Genomic DNA, 20,655 nt, shown 5'->3' on the forward strand with positions numbered 1-20,655 from the left:
CCTATCGCTGTGGGAATGGATTTTTGTGCAAATGTGTTGATTATGCAAGCATGACTGGCATTTAAATCGTTACAGGTCACGGAGTGAACAGTAACCGAAAATCCGCCTGGCGTCCAACAGTTACCTGGATATTATGAAAAAGGAGATATAAAAATGGCAAAAGAATGTGACAGCAAGACTTGCGACAAATCAAGCTGCGAGGGCTGCGCCAGCAAGAAAAATCCGCAGAGCATGCAGGCTGCGATGAATGCAATGTCAAATGTAAAGCATGTGATCGGCATTGTAAGTGGTAAGGGCGGCGTTGGGAAATCCTTTGTGACCGCTTCCCTTGCAAACAGAATGGCGAAGAAAGGCTATAAAGTAGGAATCCTTGACGCAGATATTACAGGTCCGTCTATTCCGAAAATGTACGGCCTGAAAGGGGCTGCCCAGGCAGATGACAGTGGTATTTTCCCGATGGAGACTAAGAATGGAATCAAAGTAATGTCCATCAATCTCCTTCTCCCTACTGAGGACACTCCGGTTATCTGGCGTGGACCGATCCTTGGCAACATGGTAAAACAGTTCTGGACAGATGTAATCTGGGGCGATGTAGACTATCTTTTTGTAGATATGCCGCCAGGAACAGGTGATGTTCCGCTGACTGTATTCCAGTCCCTTCCGATTCAGGGAATCGTGATCGTGACCTCTCCACAGGATCTTGTAAGCATGATCGTAAAGAAGGCTTATAACATGGCTGGAATGATGAAGGTACCGGTTCTGGGCCTTGTAGAGAACTACAGCTATGTGAAATGTCCAGATTGCGGCAAAGAGCTGAAGGTATTCGGCGAGAGCCACATTGATGAAATCGCAGCATCCTTAAACGTACCGGTTCTTGGCAAAATGCCAATTGACCCGGCTTATGCAGCCAAGGTTGATGATGGTGCATTTGATGAGATCGATAACCCTTATATTGAGGCTGCAGACGCTGTTATGCCACAGTAATAAAAATCTCAGATATGAAAATAATCCATAAATTTCTCAGCTGCCTGAGGCAATGGCAGGGTATCATGATGTACCAGTACCAGCTGACGGGTGGGAAGTAGCTGTTTCAGGGTTATCCTGGACAGGGAATGGCTTTGTCCGTGCAGGACAGACAGCATATAATCCGGCACACAGGCAACCCCAAGGCCGATGCGGGCAAGATCAACAAGAAGGTCATTGCTGTTTAGTTCCACTTCGGGAATAAGGTTCTGTCTGTGCGCTGCAAAAAACTGATGGAGATATTCGCTTGTTGTGCTTTTGGAAGAAAGCATAAGGAGAGGAAACTCCATCAGTTTTTTTATTTCCAGTGTTTTTCCTTCAATGGGAAAATAATCCGGATTGGCGATAAACACATCCTGAAATTCTTTTACCACCTGGGTTTTCTTATGTGCGGAAAGCTTTGAATTAGGAAAGTTGCATACGATCAGATCTACCTGGCGGTTGTCAAGAAGCTCCACACAGCCGATAGAAGTGCTGTTGGTAACCTTGATCCGGACACCTGGATAATCCTGGTGAAAACGTTTCAGATAATCAATAAGAAAATAGCGGCAGATGGTATCACTGGCACCGATTCGCAGCTGCCCGGAAAGCCCATCTTCCCCGAGAAGCTGTGCTTCTCCCTGGGAGAGCATTTCCAGGGCAGGCTTCACATGCTGCAAAAGAACTTCCCCTTCAGGAGTGAGGGATACTTTCTTGGTACTACGGAAGAACAGCTCGTGTCCCAGCTTTTTCTCCAGAGCCTTGATGGCCTGACTCACAGCAGACTGGGAGATAAAAAGCTGTCGGGAAGCTTCGGAGAAGCTTAAGGTGGTGGCAACGTAATAGAAGCATTTGTATAATTCAAGATTGATATCCATGGAAACCTCCTGCTTTTGAAAAAAAGTAATGTGATTTGTTTTATCCCTTTTAGATGAACCAGCTGTGAATTTCATGCTCAACAGGTATGTCTGTTGAGCATGAAATTATAAAAACTGAAAATTAATTATTTATAACAATATAATAAGTAACATATATAAGTGATACACATAAATAATATAAGATATATTAATTTTACTTATGATAAATCCTATGATACTATAATAGGCGAAAATGTGCAAGAACGAAACGTAATCCATGCACAGAAATGTAACTGTTCAGATCCGTTTGGTTCTGAAGGATTACCGATAATTGGACAAAAACGTGCAATCACATTCACGAAAGGAGTTTTCCCATGAGTAACGTAAGACGAGTATACGTAGAAAAGAAACCATCCTTTGCCGTAAAAGCCAAAGAACTGAAGCATGAGATCAGCTCTTATCTGGGCATTAAGACAGTAACAAATGTGCGGGAGCTGATCCGCTATGACGTAGAGAATATTTCCGATGATGTATTTGAAAAAGCATGCCACACCGTATTTGCAGAGCCTCCGGTAGATGATCTTTACCTGGAGAAATTTGAAGCAGCAGAAGGTGCCCGCATTTTTTCCGTAGAGTTTCTTCCTGGACAGTTCGACCAGAGAGCTGATTCTGCTGTACAGTGCGTACAGTTTCTGGATGAGAACGCCCAGCCGATCATCCGTTCCGCAACCACTTATGTAATTGAGGGAAATATTACAGAGGAAGAATTTGAGGCAATCAAGAGCCACTGCATTAACCCGGTAGATTCCCGTGAGACAGGACTTCAGAAGCCAGAGACACTGGTTGCGGATTTCAAAGATCCGGAAGATGTGAAGATTTTTGACGGCTTCCGTGATATGGAAGAGGCTCCGTTGAAAGAGCTTTACAGCTCTCTGAATCTTGCCATGACCTTCAAGGATTTCCTTCATATCCAGAACTATTTCAGAAACGAAGAGAAACGTGATCCGTCCATGACTGAGATCCGTGTGCTGGATACCTACTGGTCTGACCACTGCCGTCATACCACCTTCTCCACCGAGCTTACAGACGTAAAATTTGATGAAGGTGATTACAAGGCTCCTATCGTGGACACTTACAAGAAATATCTTTCCGACAGAGAAGTCCTTTATAAGGGACGGGACGATAAATTCATCTGTCTGATGGATCTTGCCCTTATGGCTATGAAGAAACTGAAATCCGAAGGCAAGCTTCAGGATCAGGAAGAGTCTGACGAGATCAACGCCTGCAGTATCGTAGTGCCGGTTGATGTAAATGGCAAAGAAGAGGAATGGCTGATCAACTTCAAAAATGAGACACATAACCATCCTACTGAGATCGAGCCATTCGGTGGTGCAGCTACCTGCCTTGGGGGTGCCATCCGTGACCCGCTTTCCGGACGTACTTATGTTTATCAGGCAATGCGTGTAACAGGAGCTGCTGATCCTACTGTTTCTGTAAAAGAAACTCTGAAAGGTAAGCTTCCACAGAAGAAGCTGGTTCGTGGTGCAGCTCATGGATACAGCTCTTATGGTAACCAGATCGGTCTGGCTACCGGTTATGTAAAAGAAATCTATCATCCGAACTATGTAGCGAAACGTATGGAAATTGGTGCGGTTATGGGTGCTGCCCCAAGACGTGCTGTTATCCGTGAGAATTCTGATCCGGGAGATATCATCATCCTTCTTGGAGGACGTACCGGACGTGATGGTATCGGTGGTGCTACCGGTTCTTCCAAGGTTCATACAGAGGCTTCTATCGAGGTCTGCGGAGCAGAGGTACAGAAAGGAAATGCACCGACAGAACGTAAGATCCAGCGTATGTTCCGTCGTGAGGAAGTCAGCCATATCATTAAGAAATGTAATGATTTTGGTGCAGGTGGTGTGTCTGTAGCTATTGGTGAGCTGGCACCTGGCCTTCAGATTGATCTTGATAAGGTTCCGAAGAAATACGCAGGTCTTGATGGTACTGAGATCGCCATTTCCGAGTCCCAGGAGCGTATGGCTGTAGTAGTTGCTCCGGAAGATGTTGAGAAATTCCTGGGCTTTGCAAATGAAGAGAACTTAGAGGCTGTTCCGGTTGCTGTGGTAACCGAAGAGCCAAGACTGGTACTTTCCTGGCGCGGAAAAGAAGTCGTTAATATTTCCCGTGCATTCCTTGACACCAACGGTGCACATCAGGAGACAACCGTAGAGGTTGAGATCCCGAACAAAGAGGGAAATCTTTTCGAAGAACGCCCGGATGTGGCAGATGTGAAAGAGAAATGGCTTTCCACACTGGCAGACTTAAATGTATGCTCCCAGAAAGGCCTTGTGGAGATGTTTGACAGCTCTATCGGTGCAGCAAGCGTTCTCATGCCTTATGGTGGAAAGAACCAGCTTACAGAGACACAGGCAATGGTTGCAAAGGTTCCGGTACAGAATGGAACCACCAATACTGTAACCATGATGAGCTATGGCTTTGATCCGTATTTATCCTCCTGGAGCCCATATCACGGAGCTGCTTATGCAGTGACAGAATCCGTTGCAAGAATCGTGGCAGCAGGCGGTGATTACAAGAAAATCCGTTTCACCTTCCAGGAATACTTCCGTCGTATGACCGAGGATCCAAAGAGATGGAGCCAGCCATTTGCAGCACTTCTTGGTGCCTATGCAGCTCAGATGGGATTCGGTCTTCCGTCCATCGGAGGTAAAGACAGTATGTCTGGAACTTTCAATGACATTGATGTTCCGCCGACACTGGTTTCTTTCGCAGTAGATGTTGCCAAGCTTCAGGATGTGATCACACCAGAGCTGAAAAAAGCAGGAAACAAGCTGGTATGGCTTCGTGCACCGAAAGATGAGTACGATTTACCGGACTATGCAGGTATTATGGATCAGTACGAGAAGCTTCACAATGACATGCAGGCTGGCAAAGTAGTTTCCGCATATGCACTTGACCGTCATGGTATTGCAGCGGCTGTCAGCAAGATGGCATTTGGTAATGGCATGGGTGTGAAGATCGAGCACAACCTGGATCCACGTGACTTCTTTGCACCAGGTTTTGGTGATCTGGTTCTGGAAGTACCGGATGGAAAAGTTGGAGAGCTTTCCATTACTTATACCGTGATCGGTGAAGTTACAGCTGATGGTAAATTCTCCTATGGAAATGCAGTGATTACTCTTGATGAAGCTTACAAGGCATGGACAGGCACTCTGGAGAAAGTCTTCAAGACAACTTCAGGTGAAGAAAATGACGGACCAAAAGCAGTTGTTGTGAAACCGGCAGATCCGGAAGCAACCTATGAGAACGGTGTATATAATACAAAGAACATTTATGTATGCAAGCATAAAGTAGCGAAACCTCGCGTATTTATTCCGGTATTCCCGGGAACCAACTGCGAATATGACAGCACCCGCGCTTTTGAAAGAGCCGGAGCAGAAGTGGACGTAAAAGTATTTAAGAACTTAAGTGCAGAAGATATCCGTGATTCCGTGGAAATCTTCGAGAAATCTATTGACCAGGCTCAGATGATCATGTTCCCAGGCGGCTTCTCCGCTGGTGATGAGCCAGATGGTTCTGCCAAATTCTTTGCAACTGCTTTCCAGAATGCAAAGATCAAAGAGGCTGTTATGAAGCTGTTAAATGAGAGAGATGGTCTTGCACTTGGTATCTGTAACGGATTCCAGGCTCTGATCAAGCTGGGACTTGTTCCATACGGCGAGATCTGCGGACAGAAAGAGGATTCTCCTACACTGACTTATAACACCATCGGACGCCATATTTCCAAGATGGTTTACACCAAGGTGGTAAGCAATAAATCCCCATGGCTTCAGAAGGCTGCACTTGGCGGTGTATATTGTAATCCGGCTTCCCATGGTGAAGGTCGTTTCGTAGCAAACGAAGAGTGGCTTAAGAAGCTTCTGGCAAACGGACAGGTGGCTACACAGTACGTAAATCCGGACGGAGAACTGGATCAGTCTGAGGAATCTAACATCAACGGTTCTACTTATAATATCGAGGGTATCACAAGCCCGGATGGACGTGTCCTTGGAAAGATGGCTCACAGTGAGCGCCGTGATAATGGTGTTGCAATCAACATTTATGGACAGCAGGATATTCAGATTTTTGAGTCTGGTGTTGAGTATTTCAAATAAATAACTGGAAAGGGATTTCATCTAAGATTTGCATCTGAATGGTGATTTCTGTTTACCAGACATTGCCTTGAATGAAAGCTGGCATCTGTAGAATAAGAAGTGCAGATGCTGGCTTTTTTGCTATTTAATGTGCTGGGCGTCGTTACCCGTACGCGGTCTGGCAATGTATATTCACCGCCGTGCGGAGCAACGTTCCGGCAAGCTAATGACTATCTACGACTAAGACGCTCAGGAGAGCCTTCGCGTCAAGTCTCCGTAAGTCATGGATCTCGCCTCCACTAAAACCGCTCCTGAAATGCACGGCTACGTGAATATACATTGCCAAACCGCTGGTTATCGACAACTGGTTAGAATCGCGGTTTCTCAGCACATTAAATAGCAAATAAAGTGAAATATTCTCCGCCCCATCTCCGTCTAATGAATGTAAAAAGAAAAAGTTACCGCAAGCGTAACAAATGATTTCGTGTACTGCAGAACACAAAAAGGAGCGAAAACCTTATGGAAGATTTGGTGAAAAGGGCGAAATCCGGAGATTCCGGGGCATTTGCACAGCTGATCAGAAAGAATACCCAGAGCATGTACAAGGTTGCCTGGGCCTATCTGAAAAATGATGAGGATGTGGCAGATGCTATCCAGGAAACAATTTTGAAATGCTATGAGAAGCTTTCCAATTTGAAAAATGATTCCTATTTCAAAACCTGGATGATCCGGATATTGATCAATAACTGCAATGAAATGTTGAGGCATAAAGGCCGTGTTTTTCCCACGGTGGAAATGGAAGAGGGAGTCTTCGAGGAGCCAGGCTATCTGGACTGCGAATGGAAGGAAATCCTGGCTTCCCTGGATGAGAAGTATCAGGTGGTGCTTCTTCTGTATTACAGCAGATCCTTAAGTGTAAAGGAAATCGCGGCACTTCTGGAGATTAGCCAGAATACAGTGCTTACAAGGCTTTCCAGGGCCAGAAAACAGCTTCGTGCAGAGTATGAAGGAGAATATATTCATGGATGATAAACTGTTTGATATTTTTTCAAAAGAAACAGATGTGCCGGAATGCGTGTTGAGAAGAGTGGATGAAACTCTGGAAATGATAGAAAACTCTGCGGATGCAGATAAAAGCTATGAGGCAATAGACAGAACTGGCAGGAAAATAAAAAAAGCAGAAAAAACAACAATAACGCTTAATACAGTTGGAAAACGACGAAGTTCCCAAAAGAAAAACTGGAAGCGCAGCCTCATTCTGTCATTTGAAGCAGTTATGGTGTTTGGTGTGGCTGTGTTCGCAGCAGAAAAATATATGGGAATTTCCAGCTTCTGGGATGAAATGGGAAATAAAATGCCAGAAGAAGCTGAAGTCCTGATTGAAAAAGAACCTGTGCAGCAGGAAGATGGCGAGTCTATTCTTTCCTACACAGTGAAGGAAGCACTTTGTGACAAGAATAGTATCCAGATTGTAGTAGAAGCTGCTGCGAAGGAGAAAGGAAAATATTTTGTCATTGGCCAGGATATGATGGACGAGGATTCTGTGAGAAATATTGGAATTGAAAGCGATAAAACTGTTGCAGAATACGCAGCAGAAAAAGGCCTGACTATTGTAAGGGCAGGTGTCAGCTTTGATTTTGGTTCCGAACTTGGAATAAGAAGTGCGATGGGAAATTATCGTCATCAGGAGGATGATGTACTGGATTTCTATTCTTCCGCAGTAAAAGAAAACCAGAGCAAAGATCTTACGGTTTCCTGCATAGGAACAGCGACGCTTCCTGATGCGAAAAGTGTGGATGATGTTATGAGGACGAATATTACATTTAAGCTGGAAGATAAAAGCCAGGGCAGAAGTGTTACCTATGTGCCAGAAGCAACTGCAGACACTGAAAACGGAAACGAGCAGGATGGAATTATAACAGCAGATGGTAAAGTAAAGATCCTGTCTGTGGACATAGATGAATCTGAGACCACAGAATATGTGTCAATTCATTACATTATGCTGGAGAAGTCAGAAAGCATTTCCCTGGATGTGACCGATAAGGATGGAAATCTGTGGCAGATATCCGATCTTGGCGGCTTTGCTCCGATAACAGAAGTCGGGGAAGAAGGCATCTGGCAGTTTGCTTACCAGAAAACAGATTTGCCTGATAAAATTGGAGTCAGGGTATATGATTATGAAAATGATGTAAAGTATGAACCGGTTATGATGGTAATGCAGAAGTAAAACAAGCAGAATAGCGGGAAGGAAAATTGTAAAAAATGAGAGCTGAGTTTTAATGGTATAATAAAACTCAGCTCTTATGTTTGTAAAAAAGTCAATATTGTTATAAAGAAAAACATAATTTATTAAATAGAAGATAAACTTTAAAATTGAAATATTTTGTGATTATTTAATGTATTTTTGCTTTTTGTAAAAATCATTTATAATTTGCCCTAAGCAGCCATTTCTGGTCAATTTTCCGGATCTCATTATCTGAAAAGCGAATGTGTAAGCGAACGGAATTGGGAAACTGGATCACTTCTTCCACGGTACCCTCACCGAATTTGGGATGAGTTACCACATCATTGATCTGGAATTTTATTTCACTGTGTCTGGCACTTTTGTAGGCTTGTTCACGGCGGTAGGTATCACGGATGTGTACTGTTTTATCGTGAATAGGGTTTTTCAGGGCTTTATCATAATCGTGCTTCAGAAGGCTTTCTCCGACTTTATAATAGGGAGTGGGCGCAGCTCCCACAAGCGAACAGCAGTATTTCCAGGCGCTTCCGTGTTTTCCGGCCTGCCAGTTATATTGAGCCGGGATTTTCATATTATACTGCATATAATGAGCATATTCGTGTTTATAAAGATCCAGGCGGTCTTCTTTCGAGAGCGGCTTTTTTACGGCATAGCCAATAAACAGCAGGGAAAAATAGAAGCTCTCTTTCTCATGAGGGGTATTCGGTGTATAGGAGCCGAGCAGTGCCTCGTCATAACCGAAACGGATAGGTACAGATACTCCGCGAAGTCCAAACCTGCGGTCCAGTGTCTGAAATAAGGCGCGAATCTGGGCTTCGTGGATGGTGGTTTCATTGTCAAGAAGTTTTCGGATGGATGGGTCAATGTTCATGAAGATACTCCTTTGCAAATTAAAATGTAGGTTACTTGCTTCAGCACTTTGTTATATAGGCAAAAAAATAGATGCTGCAACCTGCAACATCTATAATAGCGAGAGGGGGATTCGAACCCTCGACACCGCGGGTATGAACCGCGTGCTCTAGCCAACTGAGCTATCTCGCCATATTCAGTTTAAAAAGATTTGCTGAAAAGTCTGTGCGTATAAAAGACTATCAGCAAAGTAGCGAGAGGGGGATTCGAACCCTCGACACCGCGGGTATGAACCGCGTGCTCTAGCCAACTGAGCTATCTCGCCATATTTATTTCATAAGTATGGGGCCTATAGGGCTCGAACCTATGACCCTCTGCTTGTAAGGCAGATGCTCTCCCAGCTGAGCTAAGACCCCATATACAAACTGTGAAGTTTCTTCTCTTCCGCAGCTCGCTTTGCTATTATACTATCAACTGTCGCATATTGTCAACAACTTTTTTTACTTTTTTTTAAACTTTTTTCGCAAATGATTTATTTATTTTTTTCAATATTGTGTACCCTGTTTTTTCAGCAGTTTCATTTTGGGTCCTTATTTGCAAAACTGAAATATAAATTGGCAAGCCAGGTTCTTTTCTGAACGAAAATAAGTGCTATACTGTAGCTGTAATCAAGAAGAACAAACAAAACATACCGAATACCTGCTTAGAAAACATCAAAGATAATGCAGTGTATTCCTATGGTCTCTGCGAAGGTAGATGAACAAAAGGAGAAAAATTCATAGTAGAATTTCTGCTTTTTGTAAATCCTTGAAGAAGGGCTCACAAAAAGCCCGGAGATCATAATTGCGACTGGTCAATAAGAATTTTGGAAGAGGCAGAAGCTGTATGAAATCCAAAGAAAAAAGACTGGCGATACGAAAAGTAGAAAAGGAGAAGATGGTATGAAGATTTTAGATTCCAAATTTATGAAGGGCTTTATTAAAATGGCAGACGATGGTTTCCAGCAGGGCTGGCATGAGAGAAACGGCGGAAACTTAAGCTATCGTCTGAAAGCAGAAGAAGTAGAAATGATCCGTCCGCGTCTGAATGCACCGGGAGAATGGCAGCCAATCGGAACAGAAGTACCGGGACTTGCCGGTGAATTTTTCCTGGTAACCGGAAGCGGCAAGTATTTCCGAAATATTGCAGTTGACCCGGAAGCTTGCCTGGCAATTATCGAGCTGGATGATAAGGGCGTTAATTACAGAATCCGTTGGGGACTTGTGGAGGGCGGCCGTCCTACCAGCGAGCTTCCTACCCACCTTATGAACCATGAGGTAAAAAAGAAGCTTACAAACGGCAGACATCGTGTTATTTATCATGCACATACTACCAATACCATTGCACTTACCTTTGTACTTCCACTTGATGATAAGGTATTTACAAGAGAACTGTGGGAATCCGCTACAGAGTGTCCGGTCGTTTTCCCAGACGGCGTCGGTGTAGTAGGCTGGATGGTGCCAGGCGGAAGAGAAATCGCAGTGAAAACAGCAGAACTGATGAAGAAATATGACGTTGTTATCTGGGCTCATCACGGAATGTTCTGCTCCGGTGAGGATTTCGACCTGACTTTTGGTCTTCTTCATACAGTAGAGAAATCTGCAGAAATCCTTGTAAAAGTCATGTCCATGGCTCCACGCAAGCTGCAGACCATTACACCAGATGATTTCCGCGCAGTAGCAAAAGACTTCCACGTTACCCTGCCGGAAGAATTCCTTTACGAAAAAGAACAGTAGGTAATAGGAAAAAATAAGATTTGTCAGTTGTGAAGCTTTGATAGGATCCCCCTTAAGCAGACAAAATAAAGTCTGCTTAAGGGGGATTTGGTTTTAAGAATAGATTGAAATTCTATGAGTAAAAGGCTAAAATAATAATAGCAATATTAAAGTTGAATTGAGTATAACGTTAAATAAGTTAAGAACAAGTTAGGAAAAGAATAAGTGTAAAAATCAGATTTGGGAGGGAGCAAATGGGCATTTATCTGAATCCAAGTATTGAAAATTTTCAAAAAATGATCAATTCAGAGATTTATGTGGATAAAACAGGTTTATTGAATTATACAAATAAAGTGATAAATACCATGCAGGGATATCTCTGTGTCAGCCGTCCCCGTCGTTTCGGAAAATCAATGGCTGCGAATATGGTGGCAGCTTATTATAATTGTGAATGTGATTCCAGACTCTTGTTTTCCAAGCTGGAAATTTCACGAAGTTCGGATTTTGACAAATTTTTAAATAAATATGATACCATTTTTCTGAATATGCAGGAATTTCTGAGTCAGAGCAAGGACATGGATTCTATGATTGCACTGATACGAAAAAGTGTATTATGGGATCTGCTGGAAAAATATTCTGATTTTCGCTATTTTGATCCTGGCAATCTTACAAGGACCATGCAGGATATTTATAATCAGACAAAACGTCCGTTTGTGATTGTGATAGATGAATGGGATTGTGTTTTCAGGGAATGTAAGATTGATAAGGAGTCTCAGGAGCGGTATCTGGATTTCCTTCGGGATCTCATGAAGGACAAAGGATATATTCATCTTGCATATATGACTGGGATTCTTCCGATTAAGAAATATGGAACCCATTCGGCGTTGAATATGTTTGATGAGTTTTCTATGATAAATCCAGGACCGCTTGCCCCATATGTAGGATTTACAGAAGAAGAAGTGGAGGCACTTTGCAGGAAGTACGGTCTGGATATGGAAGAAATAAAAAGCTGGTATGATGGCTATTCTTTTGAAAATGCGTTATCTGTCTATAGTCCGCGGTCGGTGGTAAATTGTATGCGGTTTGGGAAAATTGAGAATTACTGGAATCAGACAGAGACATTTGAGGCCCTTCAGGTTTATATTGATATGAATTTTGATGGCCTGAAGGATGACATTTTAAGCATGATGGCAGGCGAAGAGGTTCCTGTAAATACTGGAAGTTTTACCAATGATATGACTACCTTTCGCAATGAAGATGATGTGCTCACATTATTGATTCACCTTGGATATCTGGGATACGACGGAAAGAATAAAAGCGTTTTTATTCCCAATAATGAAGTACGGGCAGAATATGTGAGCGCAGTTTCCGCATCTGACTGGGGCGAAATTTCCAGGGCACTGAAGAATTCGGCTGATACGTTAAATGCAATCTGGCAAGGCAGACCAGCGCAAGTGGCCCAAAGTATGCAAGAAGCCCATTTTGAGACATCACACATCCAGTATAACGATGAAAATGCTCTAAGCTATACCATTTCACTTGCACTTTATGCTGCCCGGAATTATTACACTGTTTATCGTGAACTGGCGGGCGGGAAAGGATATGCTGATTTAGTCTTTATACCACGTAAGAAGTTTTTGGATAAACCAGCTCTGGTAGTGGAATTAAAGTGGGATAAAAGTGCCATGGGTGCTATTGAACAGATCAAAGAAAAGAAGTATTGCAAAAGTCTTGATGAATACAAGGGGAATATTCTGCTGGTGGGGATTAATTACAGCAGGAAAACAAAGGAACATGAGTGCGTGATTGAAAGCTGTCAGAAATAGTTTGGCAAAGTAGTGTGCAAATTCTAATTGAAATTTTCTGATAAAAATTTTGTGATGTGAATTTTGTTGAAATGCTTGACAATTTAATTTCGGTATGCTATTTTATATAAAAATTCAATTTAACGAACTAAACCGTTGAAGCGGAAATAAAAACAATCGTGCACCCACAGAGAGTCCGGGAGGCTGAGAACCGGATGGTAATGCAGTTTGTAAGAGCTATCAGGAGAAACTGTAGTAGAACAGTGTTAAGATCTGTAGCTCGCTAAATGGGCCGCTGAGGGCGCATGGAACGGCTGATAAGCCAAGTATGATGCGACGTAAGACATACGTCAGTTGTCAGGAATATGATGGTATTCCGTTAAGAGCACGATTTTTGCATCGTGAATCAAGGTGGCACCGCGGGTGGATTATCCAGACCCGTCCTTGACAGACATAGAAGTTCTGTCATGGACGGGTCTTTTTACGTAATAAGAAATTTCGTTAGAGCCTTCTATTACATAAAAGACACTTCGTGCCAAGGCGTATTCTTTGGGACAAAGTTACGGCAGGACATGGAAGAGAAGCTTGTATGACAATTCTTGCTTTTAACCATCATGTTTTTGTATGCATGGCAAAGTGAGTCGCTGTGAACTTGGTGAATCGTAAAAGTTCAGAAAAAACGGGAGGTGCTCTATGTATCCAACATTTGACAAGATCAGGGAAATGGCAGCAGCGGGAGATTACAAAAGAATTCCCATCTGCAAAGAGTTATACGCAGACAGTTACACACCGGTAGAGATGATGAGAATCTTGCAAAAGGCAAGTCACCATTGCTATCTGCTGGAAAGTGCCAGCCAGAATGAGGTGTGGGGCAGATATTCTTTTCTTGGATATGACCCTTCCATGGAAATTACCTGTACAGACGGAATTTTGCGAATCCGACGGACGGATGAATTGTTTGAAAACAAAACAGATGCTCTGAACACTGAAAAAGCGGAACCAAAGAAAACGGATGCACTGGTGAATGGGAAAACAAGAACTAACGAAGCGGATTCATTGCATGATAAAAAAGCAGAAAATAATGTCAGAAAAGAAAAAAAACAGTCAGAAGAGGTCATGCAGGTTACTCATCCAGGTGATGCCATCCGGAAAATCATCCAGCAGTATAAAAGCCCTGTGATGGACAACATGCCAACCTTCACCGGTGGCCTGGTGGGCTATTTTTCCTACGACTACATCAAATACAGCGAACCAAAACTGAATCTGACCGATGCAGAACAGCAGGATTTCCGGGATCTGGACCTGATGCTGTTTAACGAAGTGATCGCATTTGACCATTACCGTCAGAAGGTACTTCTGATCACAGGAGTAATGACAGACAATCTGGATGAGTCCTATAAGCGGGCCTGTGAAAAACTGGAAGAAATGACAAGACTTATCAAAAATGGTGAGAAAAAAGAGTTCCCTCCAATCTGTCTCCAGTCAGAAATCCAGCCACAGTTTCCAAAAGAAAAATATTGTGAAATGGTGGAAAAAGCCAAGCACTATATTCACGAAGGGGATATTTTCCAGGTGGTTTTATCAAACCCCATGCGGGCGAAGGCTACAGGCAGTCTGTTTGATACCTACAGAGTACTTAGGGCTACGAATCCCTCTCCCTATATGTTTTATTTTTCCAGTGACGACATTGAAATCGCCGGAGCATCGCCGGAAACCCTGGCGAAGCTGGAGCATGGCAAGCTGAGTACTTTTCCCCTTGCAGGAACAAGGCCCCGTGGAAAAACTCCACAGGAGGACAAAGCGCTGGAAGCAGATCTTCTTCAGGATGAAAAAGAACTTGCCGAGCACAACATGCTGGTGGATCTTGGAAGGAATGATATTGGAAAAATAAGCAGGCTTGGAAGCGTAAAAGTGGAAAAATACCTGACTGTGGAGCGTTATTCCTGCGTTATGCATCTTGGCTCCACCGTTACCGGAACCATTGCAGATGGCAGGGATGCCATTGATGCAGTAGATGCGATCTTACCAGCGGGTACTCTTTCGGGAGCACCGAAATTCAGAGCCTGCCAGATCATCCAGGAGCTGGAGCAGAGCAAACGAGGTATTTACGGAGGTGCCATCGGATATGTGGATTTCACCGGAAACCTGGATGTGTGCATTGCAATCCGGCTTGTGTATAAGAAAAAAGATGAGATCTGCATCCGTTCAGGAGCTGGAATTGTAGCAGACAGTGTACCGGAAAAAGAGTTTGAAGAATGTCAGAATAAGGCAAGAGCGGTGGTAAGGGCCATCAGCCAGGCAGAGGAGGGATTAGAATGATTTTACTGATTGATAATTACGACAGTTTTTCCTACAATCTTTACCAGCTGATCGGGTCCGTTAATCCGGACATTCAGGTGGTGCGAAATGATGAAATCACTCTGGCAGAAATTGAAAAGCTGGGACCAGAGGCAATTGTTCTTTCTCCCGGACCTGGACGCCCGGAGGATGCAGGAATCTGCATTCCGGTAATAAAAGCGTTCGCAGGAAAAATCCCAATCCTGGGTGTGTGCCTGGGACACCAAAGTATCTGTGAAGCCTTTGGTGGTGTAGTTTCTTATGCAAAAGAACTGAAGCATGGAAAAAAGGATATGATGATCCAGCAAAACAGTAATGTCCTGTTTAAAGGACTTCCACAAAAATTCCCCGCAGCCAGATACCATTCCCTGGCAGCACTGGAAGAGACACTTCCGGAAGACCTGGTGGTGACTGCCAGAGCCGAAGATGGGGAGATCATGGCGGTAGAACATAAAGAATATCCGGTTTACGGAGTGCAGTTCCATCCGGAATCCGTTATGACACCGGATGGGAAAACTATGATAGAGAATTTTCTGGCAGCCGCACGGGCATTTTCAGAGAGGAGTACAAAAATGATCAAAGAAAGCATTATCAAATTATCGAAAAAACAAAATCTTACTTATCAGGAAGCAGAAGAGGTTATGGATGAGATCATGAGTGGCAAGGCTACTCCGGTGCAGATGTCCGCTTACCTGACAGCCCTTGCATTAAAGGGAGAGACCATTGACGAGATTACTGCTTCAGCTGCTGGGATGAGAGCCCACTGTATCAAGCTGCTTCATGATATGGATGTACTGGAAATCGTTGGTACAGGTGGTGATGGTTCCAACTCCTTTAATATTTCCACAACAGCCTCCCTCGTAATTGCAGCTGGCGGTGTGCCGGTGGCAAAACATGGAAACAGAGCTGCTTCTTCTAAATCCGGAGCAGCAGACGTATTGGAAGCTCTTGGAGTTAAGATCACGATTCCGCCGGAAAAAAGCCAGGAGCTTCTGGAAAAAATCGGAATCTGCTTCCTGTTTGCCCAGAACTATCACATTGCAATGAAATATGTGGCTCCGATCCGCAAGGAACTTGGAATCCGTACCGTATTTAATATTCTCGGCCCCTTAAGCAATCCGGCTGGTGCAAACATGGAGCTGATGGGTGTTTATGATGAGGCATTGGTAGAGCCTCTTGCACAGGTTATGGCAAATCTTGGTGTAACAAGAGGTATGGTAGTTTTCGGACAGGACAGCCTGGATGAGATTTCCATGAGTGCACCGACCTCTGTATGCGAGATTAAGGATGGAAAATTTACCTCCTATGTACTTACACCGGAACAGTTCGGCTATGAGCGCTGCACGAAAGATGCGCTGACTGGTGGAACACCACAGGAAAATGCCGCAATCACAAGAGCAATCCTTGAGGGAAAAGAAACTGGTGCGAAACGCCATGCAGTCTGCCTGAATGCCGGAGCTGCCCTGTATATCGCTGGAAAAGCTGAATCCATTGAGTCAGGTGTGAAAATGGCAGAGCAGCTGATCGACACTGGAGCTGCCCTTGGAAAGCTGGAAGAATTCATAGAGAAGAGTAACCAGGAATAAAGTAACTGGGAACAAAGTAACCAGGAATAAGGTAATCAGGAATAAGATAACCGGAAATAAGAAATACAAGTCTATCATAAAAGAAGATGTCTGCTTAGGCAGATTCCACTATGATGGTATGTAATTAATAGCAGAAAAGTAAAATAGGAGATTTCATGAGCATATTAACAGAGATTGCAGCGCGCACAAAAGAACGCATTGAAGAAGAAAAATTCAAAGTCCCATTAAGAGTACTTATCTCACAGCAAAATTCAGAACTGGCCAGGAAAGCAGAGGAAAAGCAAAGCTTTCTGGAAGCTTTAAAAAAACCAGGAATGTCCTTTATCTGCGAAGTAAAAAAGGCTTCTCCGTCAAAGGGCCTGATCGCACCGGATTTTCCCTATCTGGATATTGCAAGGGAATATGAACAGGCAGGAGCTTCTGCAATTTCCTGTCTCACGGAGCCTTTTTATTTTCAGGGCGCAGACCGGTATCTGCAGGAAATCGCACAGGCGGTAAGTATTCCAGTGCTCCGCAAAGATTTTACCGTGGATGAGTACATGATCTACCAGGCAAAGACATTTGGGGCATCTGCTGTGTTGTTGATCTGTGCCATTCTGGATGACAGCCAGCTGAAAGCTTTTGGGGAGCTGGCACAGGAGCTGGGACTGGATGCCCTGGTGGAAGCCCATGATGAATGGGAAGTGGACAGAGCATTGAATCTTGGGACAAAGATCATAGGTGTGAACAACCGGAATCTCCATGACTTTTCTGTTGATATGGGAAACAGCATCCGGCTTCGGAATATGGCTCCAGAGGATACGGTTTTTGTGTCGGAGAGTGGAATTAAGACAGCGCAGGATATCCGGGTGTTATACGAAAATAAGGTGGACGCGGTATTGATCGGAGAGACACTGATGAGAAGTCCTGATAAAAAGGAGGCACTTGCAGTTTTAAGTCAGGAAATTTAAAATGGAAAATTGAAGTAACAGCTCAGAGCCGGCTCTCAAAATACGCTTTGTGGAACTGTTACTAATTAAAATAACAGAAAGTAAAGGAAACAAATAATATGGCAAAATTAAAAATCTGCGGCCTGACCTGTGAACAGGACATTGCCGCGGTGAATGAAGTAAAACCGGACTTTGCAGGTTTCGTGATCGAAGTCCCGGGAAGAAGACGAAGCCTTAGTGCCGAGCAAGTGAAAGTCCTGGTTAAGGGACTGGACAAGGAAATCCTTCCAGTGGGAGTATTTGTAAATGCAGCTCCAGAACTACCGATTTCTTTATTAAGAGATGGAACGCTCTGGGCGGCCCAGCTACATGGAGATGAAGATGAGGATTACATTGAGAAAATCCAGAATATGACAGGAAAGCCTGTGATCAAGGCCTTTTCCATAAAGACCCCGGAGGATGTGAAAAAGGCACTTAGAAGTCCTGCTGATTACATTCTGCTGGATCAGGGAAATGGAGGAACAGGAGAGACGTTTGACTGGGAACTGGTACCGCCAGTGAGACGGCCATTTTTCCTGGCAGGAGGAATCAGCTCTGAAAATATCCGCAGCGCCATCGGTACCCTGCATCCTTGGGCTGTTGATCTGAGCAGTAGCCTGGAAACCGATGGTAAGAAAGATCCTGCAAAGATCTGTCAGATCGCCCGGATGCTGAAGCAGATTAATACGCTGGAAGCATATAAAAAAGAGCGTGAAGCGGATTTATAATTAAGAAAATTGCTATTTAATGTGCTGGATGTCGATTCCCGGACGCGGTCTGGCAATGTATATTCACCGCCGTGCGGAGCAACGTTCCGCTGAACTAGCTGCTAACTTCGACTAAGACGCTCGGGAGAGCCCTCGCGCCAAGTCTACGTAAGCATCGGATTTCAGCTACACTAAAACCGCTCCTGAAATGCACGGCTACGTGAATATACATTGCCAAACCGCTGGTTATCGACAACTGCAACTGACCAAACAGGAGTTTATTGGCGGGAATTCACTGTGACCGAGTACATACGCCCTGAGCACATTAAATAGTTAATAAGATAGACAATAAAATAATAGCAGAAAGGAACACCCCACCATGTCAAAAGGAAGATTTGGAATCCATGGCGGCCAGTACATTCCGGAAACACTGATGAACGCAGTAATCGAGCTGGAAGAGGCCTACAACCATTATAAAAATGACCCAGAATTTAACCGGGAACTGACAGAGCTTTTAAATGAATATGCAGGACGGCCTTCACGCTTGTACTATGCAGCTCATATGACAGAAGATCTGGGCGGCGCCAAGGTATACCTAAAAAGAGAAGACCTGAACCACACCGGAGCTCACAAGATCAACAACGTATTAGGACAGGTGCTTCTTGCCAAGAAAATGGGCAAAACCCGTGTGATCGCAGAAACAGGAGCGGGCCAGCACGGCGTGGCAACGGCTACAGCGGCAGCCCTTATGGGAATGGAATGCGAGGTTTTCATGGGAAAAGAAGACACCGAGCGCCAGGCTCTGAACGTATATAAAATGTGTCTTCTGGGGGCAAAGGTTCATCCGGTAACCTCAGGAACTGCCACTTTGAAGGATGCAGTATCCGAGACCATGCGTGAATGGACAAACCGCATTGCAGACACCCATTACGTGCTGGGCTCTGTTATGGGACCTCATCCTTTCCCAACGATCGTACGTGATTTCCAGGCAGTTATTTCCAAAGAAATCAAAGAGCAGATGCTGGAAAAAGAGGGAAAGCTTCCAGATGCTGTGCTTGCCTGTGTAGGCGGCGGCTCTAACGCCATCGGAACTTTTTACCATTTTATAGAAGACAAAGAGGTACAGTTGATAGGTTGTGAGGCAGCCGGAAGAGGCGTCAATACTGCAGAGACAGCTGCAACCATTGCTACAGGAAAGCTTGGTATTTTCCATGGCATGAAATCCTATTTCTGCCAGGATGAGTATGGATAGATCGCACCGGTTTATTCTATTTCCGCAGGTCTGGATTACCCTGGAATCGGACCGGAGCATGCACACCTGTACGACATTGGCCGTGCTCAGTATGTACCAGTCACCGACGAAGAAGCGGTGGAAGCTTTTGAATATCTTTCCAGGACAGAGGGAATCATTCCAGCTATCGAAAGTGCCCATGCAGTTGCCTATGCGAAAAAAATCGTTCCAAAGATGGGCAAAGACCAGTGCGTAGTGATCACGATTTCTGGCCGCGGGGACAAGGACTGTGCGGCAATCGCAAGATACAGAGGGGAGGATCTTCATGAGTAACAGAATTTCAGAAGTATTTGCAAAAGGAAAGGCATTTATCCCGTTTATCACCTGCGGAGATCCGTCTCTTGCCATCACGGAACAGCTTGTCTATGCCATGGAGGAGGCAGGGGCAGACCTGATCGAGCTGGGAATTCCGTTTTCCGATCCTACCGCCGAAGGCCCTGTGATCCAGGCAGCCAATGTGCGTGCCTTAAGCGGCGGTGTGACTACAGATAAGGTGTTTGACATGGTAGTGAAAATTCGTGAGAAAACAAAAATCCCAATGGTATTTATGACCTATGCCAACGTTGTTTTTTCCTATGGAACAGAGCGTTTTATCAAGAAGGCAGCAGAAGTGGGAATGGATGGACTGATCCTGCCGGATGTGCCTTTTGAAGAAAAAGAAGAGTTCGATGTGGTGTGTAAGCAGTATGGACTTGATCTGATCTCCCTGATCGCACCAACCTCACATGAGAGAATCGCGCAGATTGCAAAGGAGGCAAATGGATTTGTATATTGCGTGTCATCTCTTGGTGTAACGGGAACCAGAACCCAGATCACAACCGATATCGGAGCTATGGTGAAGCTGGTAAAAGAAGCGAAAGATATTCCATGTGCGGTCGGCTTCGGAATTTCCACTCCTGAGCAGGCGAAGAAAATGGCAGCCCAGTCGGATGGCGCAATCGTTGGCTCTGCTATCGTGAAGCTGTGCGCAGCCCATGGGGAAAACTGCGTGCCGTATGTGAAAGAGTATGTAAAATCCATGAAGGAAGCTGTAAATAACGCTTAAAGGAGAAAATGATTTAATTCTAAAAAGACTATAAAAGAGGGCAAAAGCGTTGACAATTTGC

13 protein-coding genes, 3 tRNA genes and 1 pseudogene are annotated in these 20,655 nt (G+C 44.3%); 12 read left to right on the plus strand and 5 right to left on the minus strand.

Going from position 1 to position 20,655, the window contains the following annotated elements; genetic code table 11:
* Positions 1–153: 153 nt before the first annotated feature.
* Positions 154–984, plus strand: coding sequence for a P-loop NTPase (locus tag ACTQWB_RS01715; protein WP_441500047.1), 831 nt, complete (start codon positions 154–156; stop codon positions 982–984).
* Positions 985–992: 8 nt separating this feature from the next.
* Here ACTQWB_RS01715 and ACTQWB_RS01720 read toward each other — a convergent pair whose 3' ends face one another.
* Positions 993–1,880 carry a LysR family transcriptional regulator gene (locus tag ACTQWB_RS01720; RefSeq protein ID WP_441500048.1) on the minus strand — a complete coding sequence of 296 codons (888 nt, stop codon included), beginning with the start codon at positions 1,878–1,880 and terminating at the stop codon, positions 993–995.
* Between the two features lie 353 nt (positions 1,881–2,233).
* On the opposite strand from ACTQWB_RS01720, the gene ACTQWB_RS01725 reads away from it, so the two are divergent.
* The 3 genes from ACTQWB_RS01725 (at position 2,234) to ACTQWB_RS01735 (ending at position 8,237) form a co-directional block, all read left to right on the plus strand.
* Entirely contained in the window at positions 2,234–6,031 is a 3,798-nt protein-coding gene (locus ACTQWB_RS01725; RefSeq protein ID WP_441500049.1) for a phosphoribosylformylglycinamidine synthase, read from the plus strand.
* A gap of 498 nt (positions 6,032–6,529) precedes the next feature.
* Positions 6,530–7,039: an RNA polymerase sigma factor gene (locus ACTQWB_RS01730; protein WP_441500050.1), complete on the plus strand. Its 510-nt coding sequence runs from the start codon at positions 6,530–6,532 to the stop codon at positions 7,037–7,039.
* Positions 7,032–8,237 carry a hypothetical protein gene (locus tag ACTQWB_RS01735; RefSeq protein ID WP_441500051.1) on the plus strand — a complete coding sequence of 402 codons (1,206 nt, stop codon included), beginning with the start codon at positions 7,032–7,034 and terminating at the stop codon, positions 8,235–8,237. Before ACTQWB_RS01730 ends, ACTQWB_RS01735 begins: the two co-directional genes overlap by 8 nt.
* 193 nt (positions 8,238–8,430) lie before the next feature.
* Here ACTQWB_RS01735 and ACTQWB_RS01740 read toward each other — a convergent pair whose 3' ends face one another.
* From ACTQWB_RS01740 to ACTQWB_RS01755, 4 genes are all read right to left on the minus strand, one after another.
* Positions 8,431–9,123 (minus strand): hypothetical protein, encoded by a 693-nt coding sequence (locus tag ACTQWB_RS01740; RefSeq protein ID WP_441500052.1) that lies wholly within the window; start codon positions 9,121–9,123, stop codon positions 8,431–8,433.
* Positions 9,124–9,219: 96 nt separating this feature from the next.
* Positions 9,220–9,293: transfer RNA gene (locus ACTQWB_RS01745), tRNA-Met, on the minus strand.
* Between the two features lie 59 nt (positions 9,294–9,352).
* Positions 9,353–9,426 (minus strand) — tRNA-Met (locus ACTQWB_RS01750).
* A gap of 18 nt (positions 9,427–9,444) precedes the next feature.
* Positions 9,445–9,517: transfer RNA gene (locus tag ACTQWB_RS01755), tRNA-Val, on the minus strand.
* Between the two features lie 525 nt (positions 9,518–10,042).
* Between ACTQWB_RS01755 and rhaD the strand changes: the two genes are divergently transcribed.
* The 8 genes and pseudogenes from rhaD to trpA all read left to right on the plus strand — a co-directional run bounded on the left by rhaD (position 10,043) and on the right by trpA (position 20,594).
* Positions 10,043–10,876, plus strand: a complete 834-nt coding sequence (gene rhaD / locus ACTQWB_RS01760) for a rhamnulose-1-phosphate aldolase (RefSeq protein WP_118578371.1) — start codon at positions 10,043–10,045, stop codon at positions 10,874–10,876.
* Positions 10,877–11,109: 233 nt separating this feature from the next.
* Positions 11,110–12,681, plus strand: coding sequence for an AAA family ATPase (locus ACTQWB_RS01765; RefSeq protein ID WP_441500053.1), 1,572 nt, complete (start codon positions 11,110–11,112; stop codon positions 12,679–12,681).
* A gap of 672 nt (positions 12,682–13,353) precedes the next feature.
* A complete protein-coding gene (locus ACTQWB_RS01770; RefSeq protein ID WP_441500054.1) occupies positions 13,354–14,979 on the plus strand; it encodes an anthranilate synthase component I family protein in 1,626 nt (541 codons plus the stop codon).
* Complete coding sequence (locus ACTQWB_RS01775) at positions 14,976–16,583, plus strand: bifunctional anthranilate synthase component II/anthranilate phosphoribosyltransferase (RefSeq protein ID WP_441500055.1); 1,608 nt, start codon at positions 14,976–14,978, stop codon at positions 16,581–16,583. Before ACTQWB_RS01770 ends, ACTQWB_RS01775 begins: the two co-directional genes overlap by 4 nt.
* 155 nt (positions 16,584–16,738) lie before the next feature.
* Positions 16,739–17,533, plus strand: a complete 795-nt coding sequence (gene trpC / locus ACTQWB_RS01780; RefSeq protein ID WP_441500056.1) for an indole-3-glycerol phosphate synthase TrpC — start codon at positions 16,739–16,741, stop codon at positions 17,531–17,533.
* Between the two features lie 98 nt (positions 17,534–17,631).
* Positions 17,632–18,279 carry a phosphoribosylanthranilate isomerase gene (locus ACTQWB_RS01785; RefSeq protein WP_441500057.1) on the plus strand — a complete coding sequence of 216 codons (648 nt, stop codon included), beginning with the start codon at positions 17,632–17,634 and terminating at the stop codon, positions 18,277–18,279.
* Positions 18,280–18,637: 358 nt separating this feature from the next.
* Positions 18,638–19,822, plus strand: a pseudogene (trpB, locus tag ACTQWB_RS01790) (tryptophan synthase subunit beta).
* Positions 19,815–20,594, plus strand: coding sequence for a tryptophan synthase subunit alpha (gene trpA / locus ACTQWB_RS01795; protein ID WP_441500058.1), 780 nt, complete (start codon positions 19,815–19,817; stop codon positions 20,592–20,594). The pseudogene trpB and the gene trpA overlap by 8 nt, the downstream one beginning before the upstream one ends.
* Positions 20,595–20,655 lie beyond the last annotated feature (61 nt).

The organism is Blautia sp. HCP3S3_H10_2 (genome assembly GCF_052122375.1).
Classification (GTDB): Bacteria; Bacillota; Clostridia; order Lachnospirales; family Lachnospiraceae; genus Blautia_A.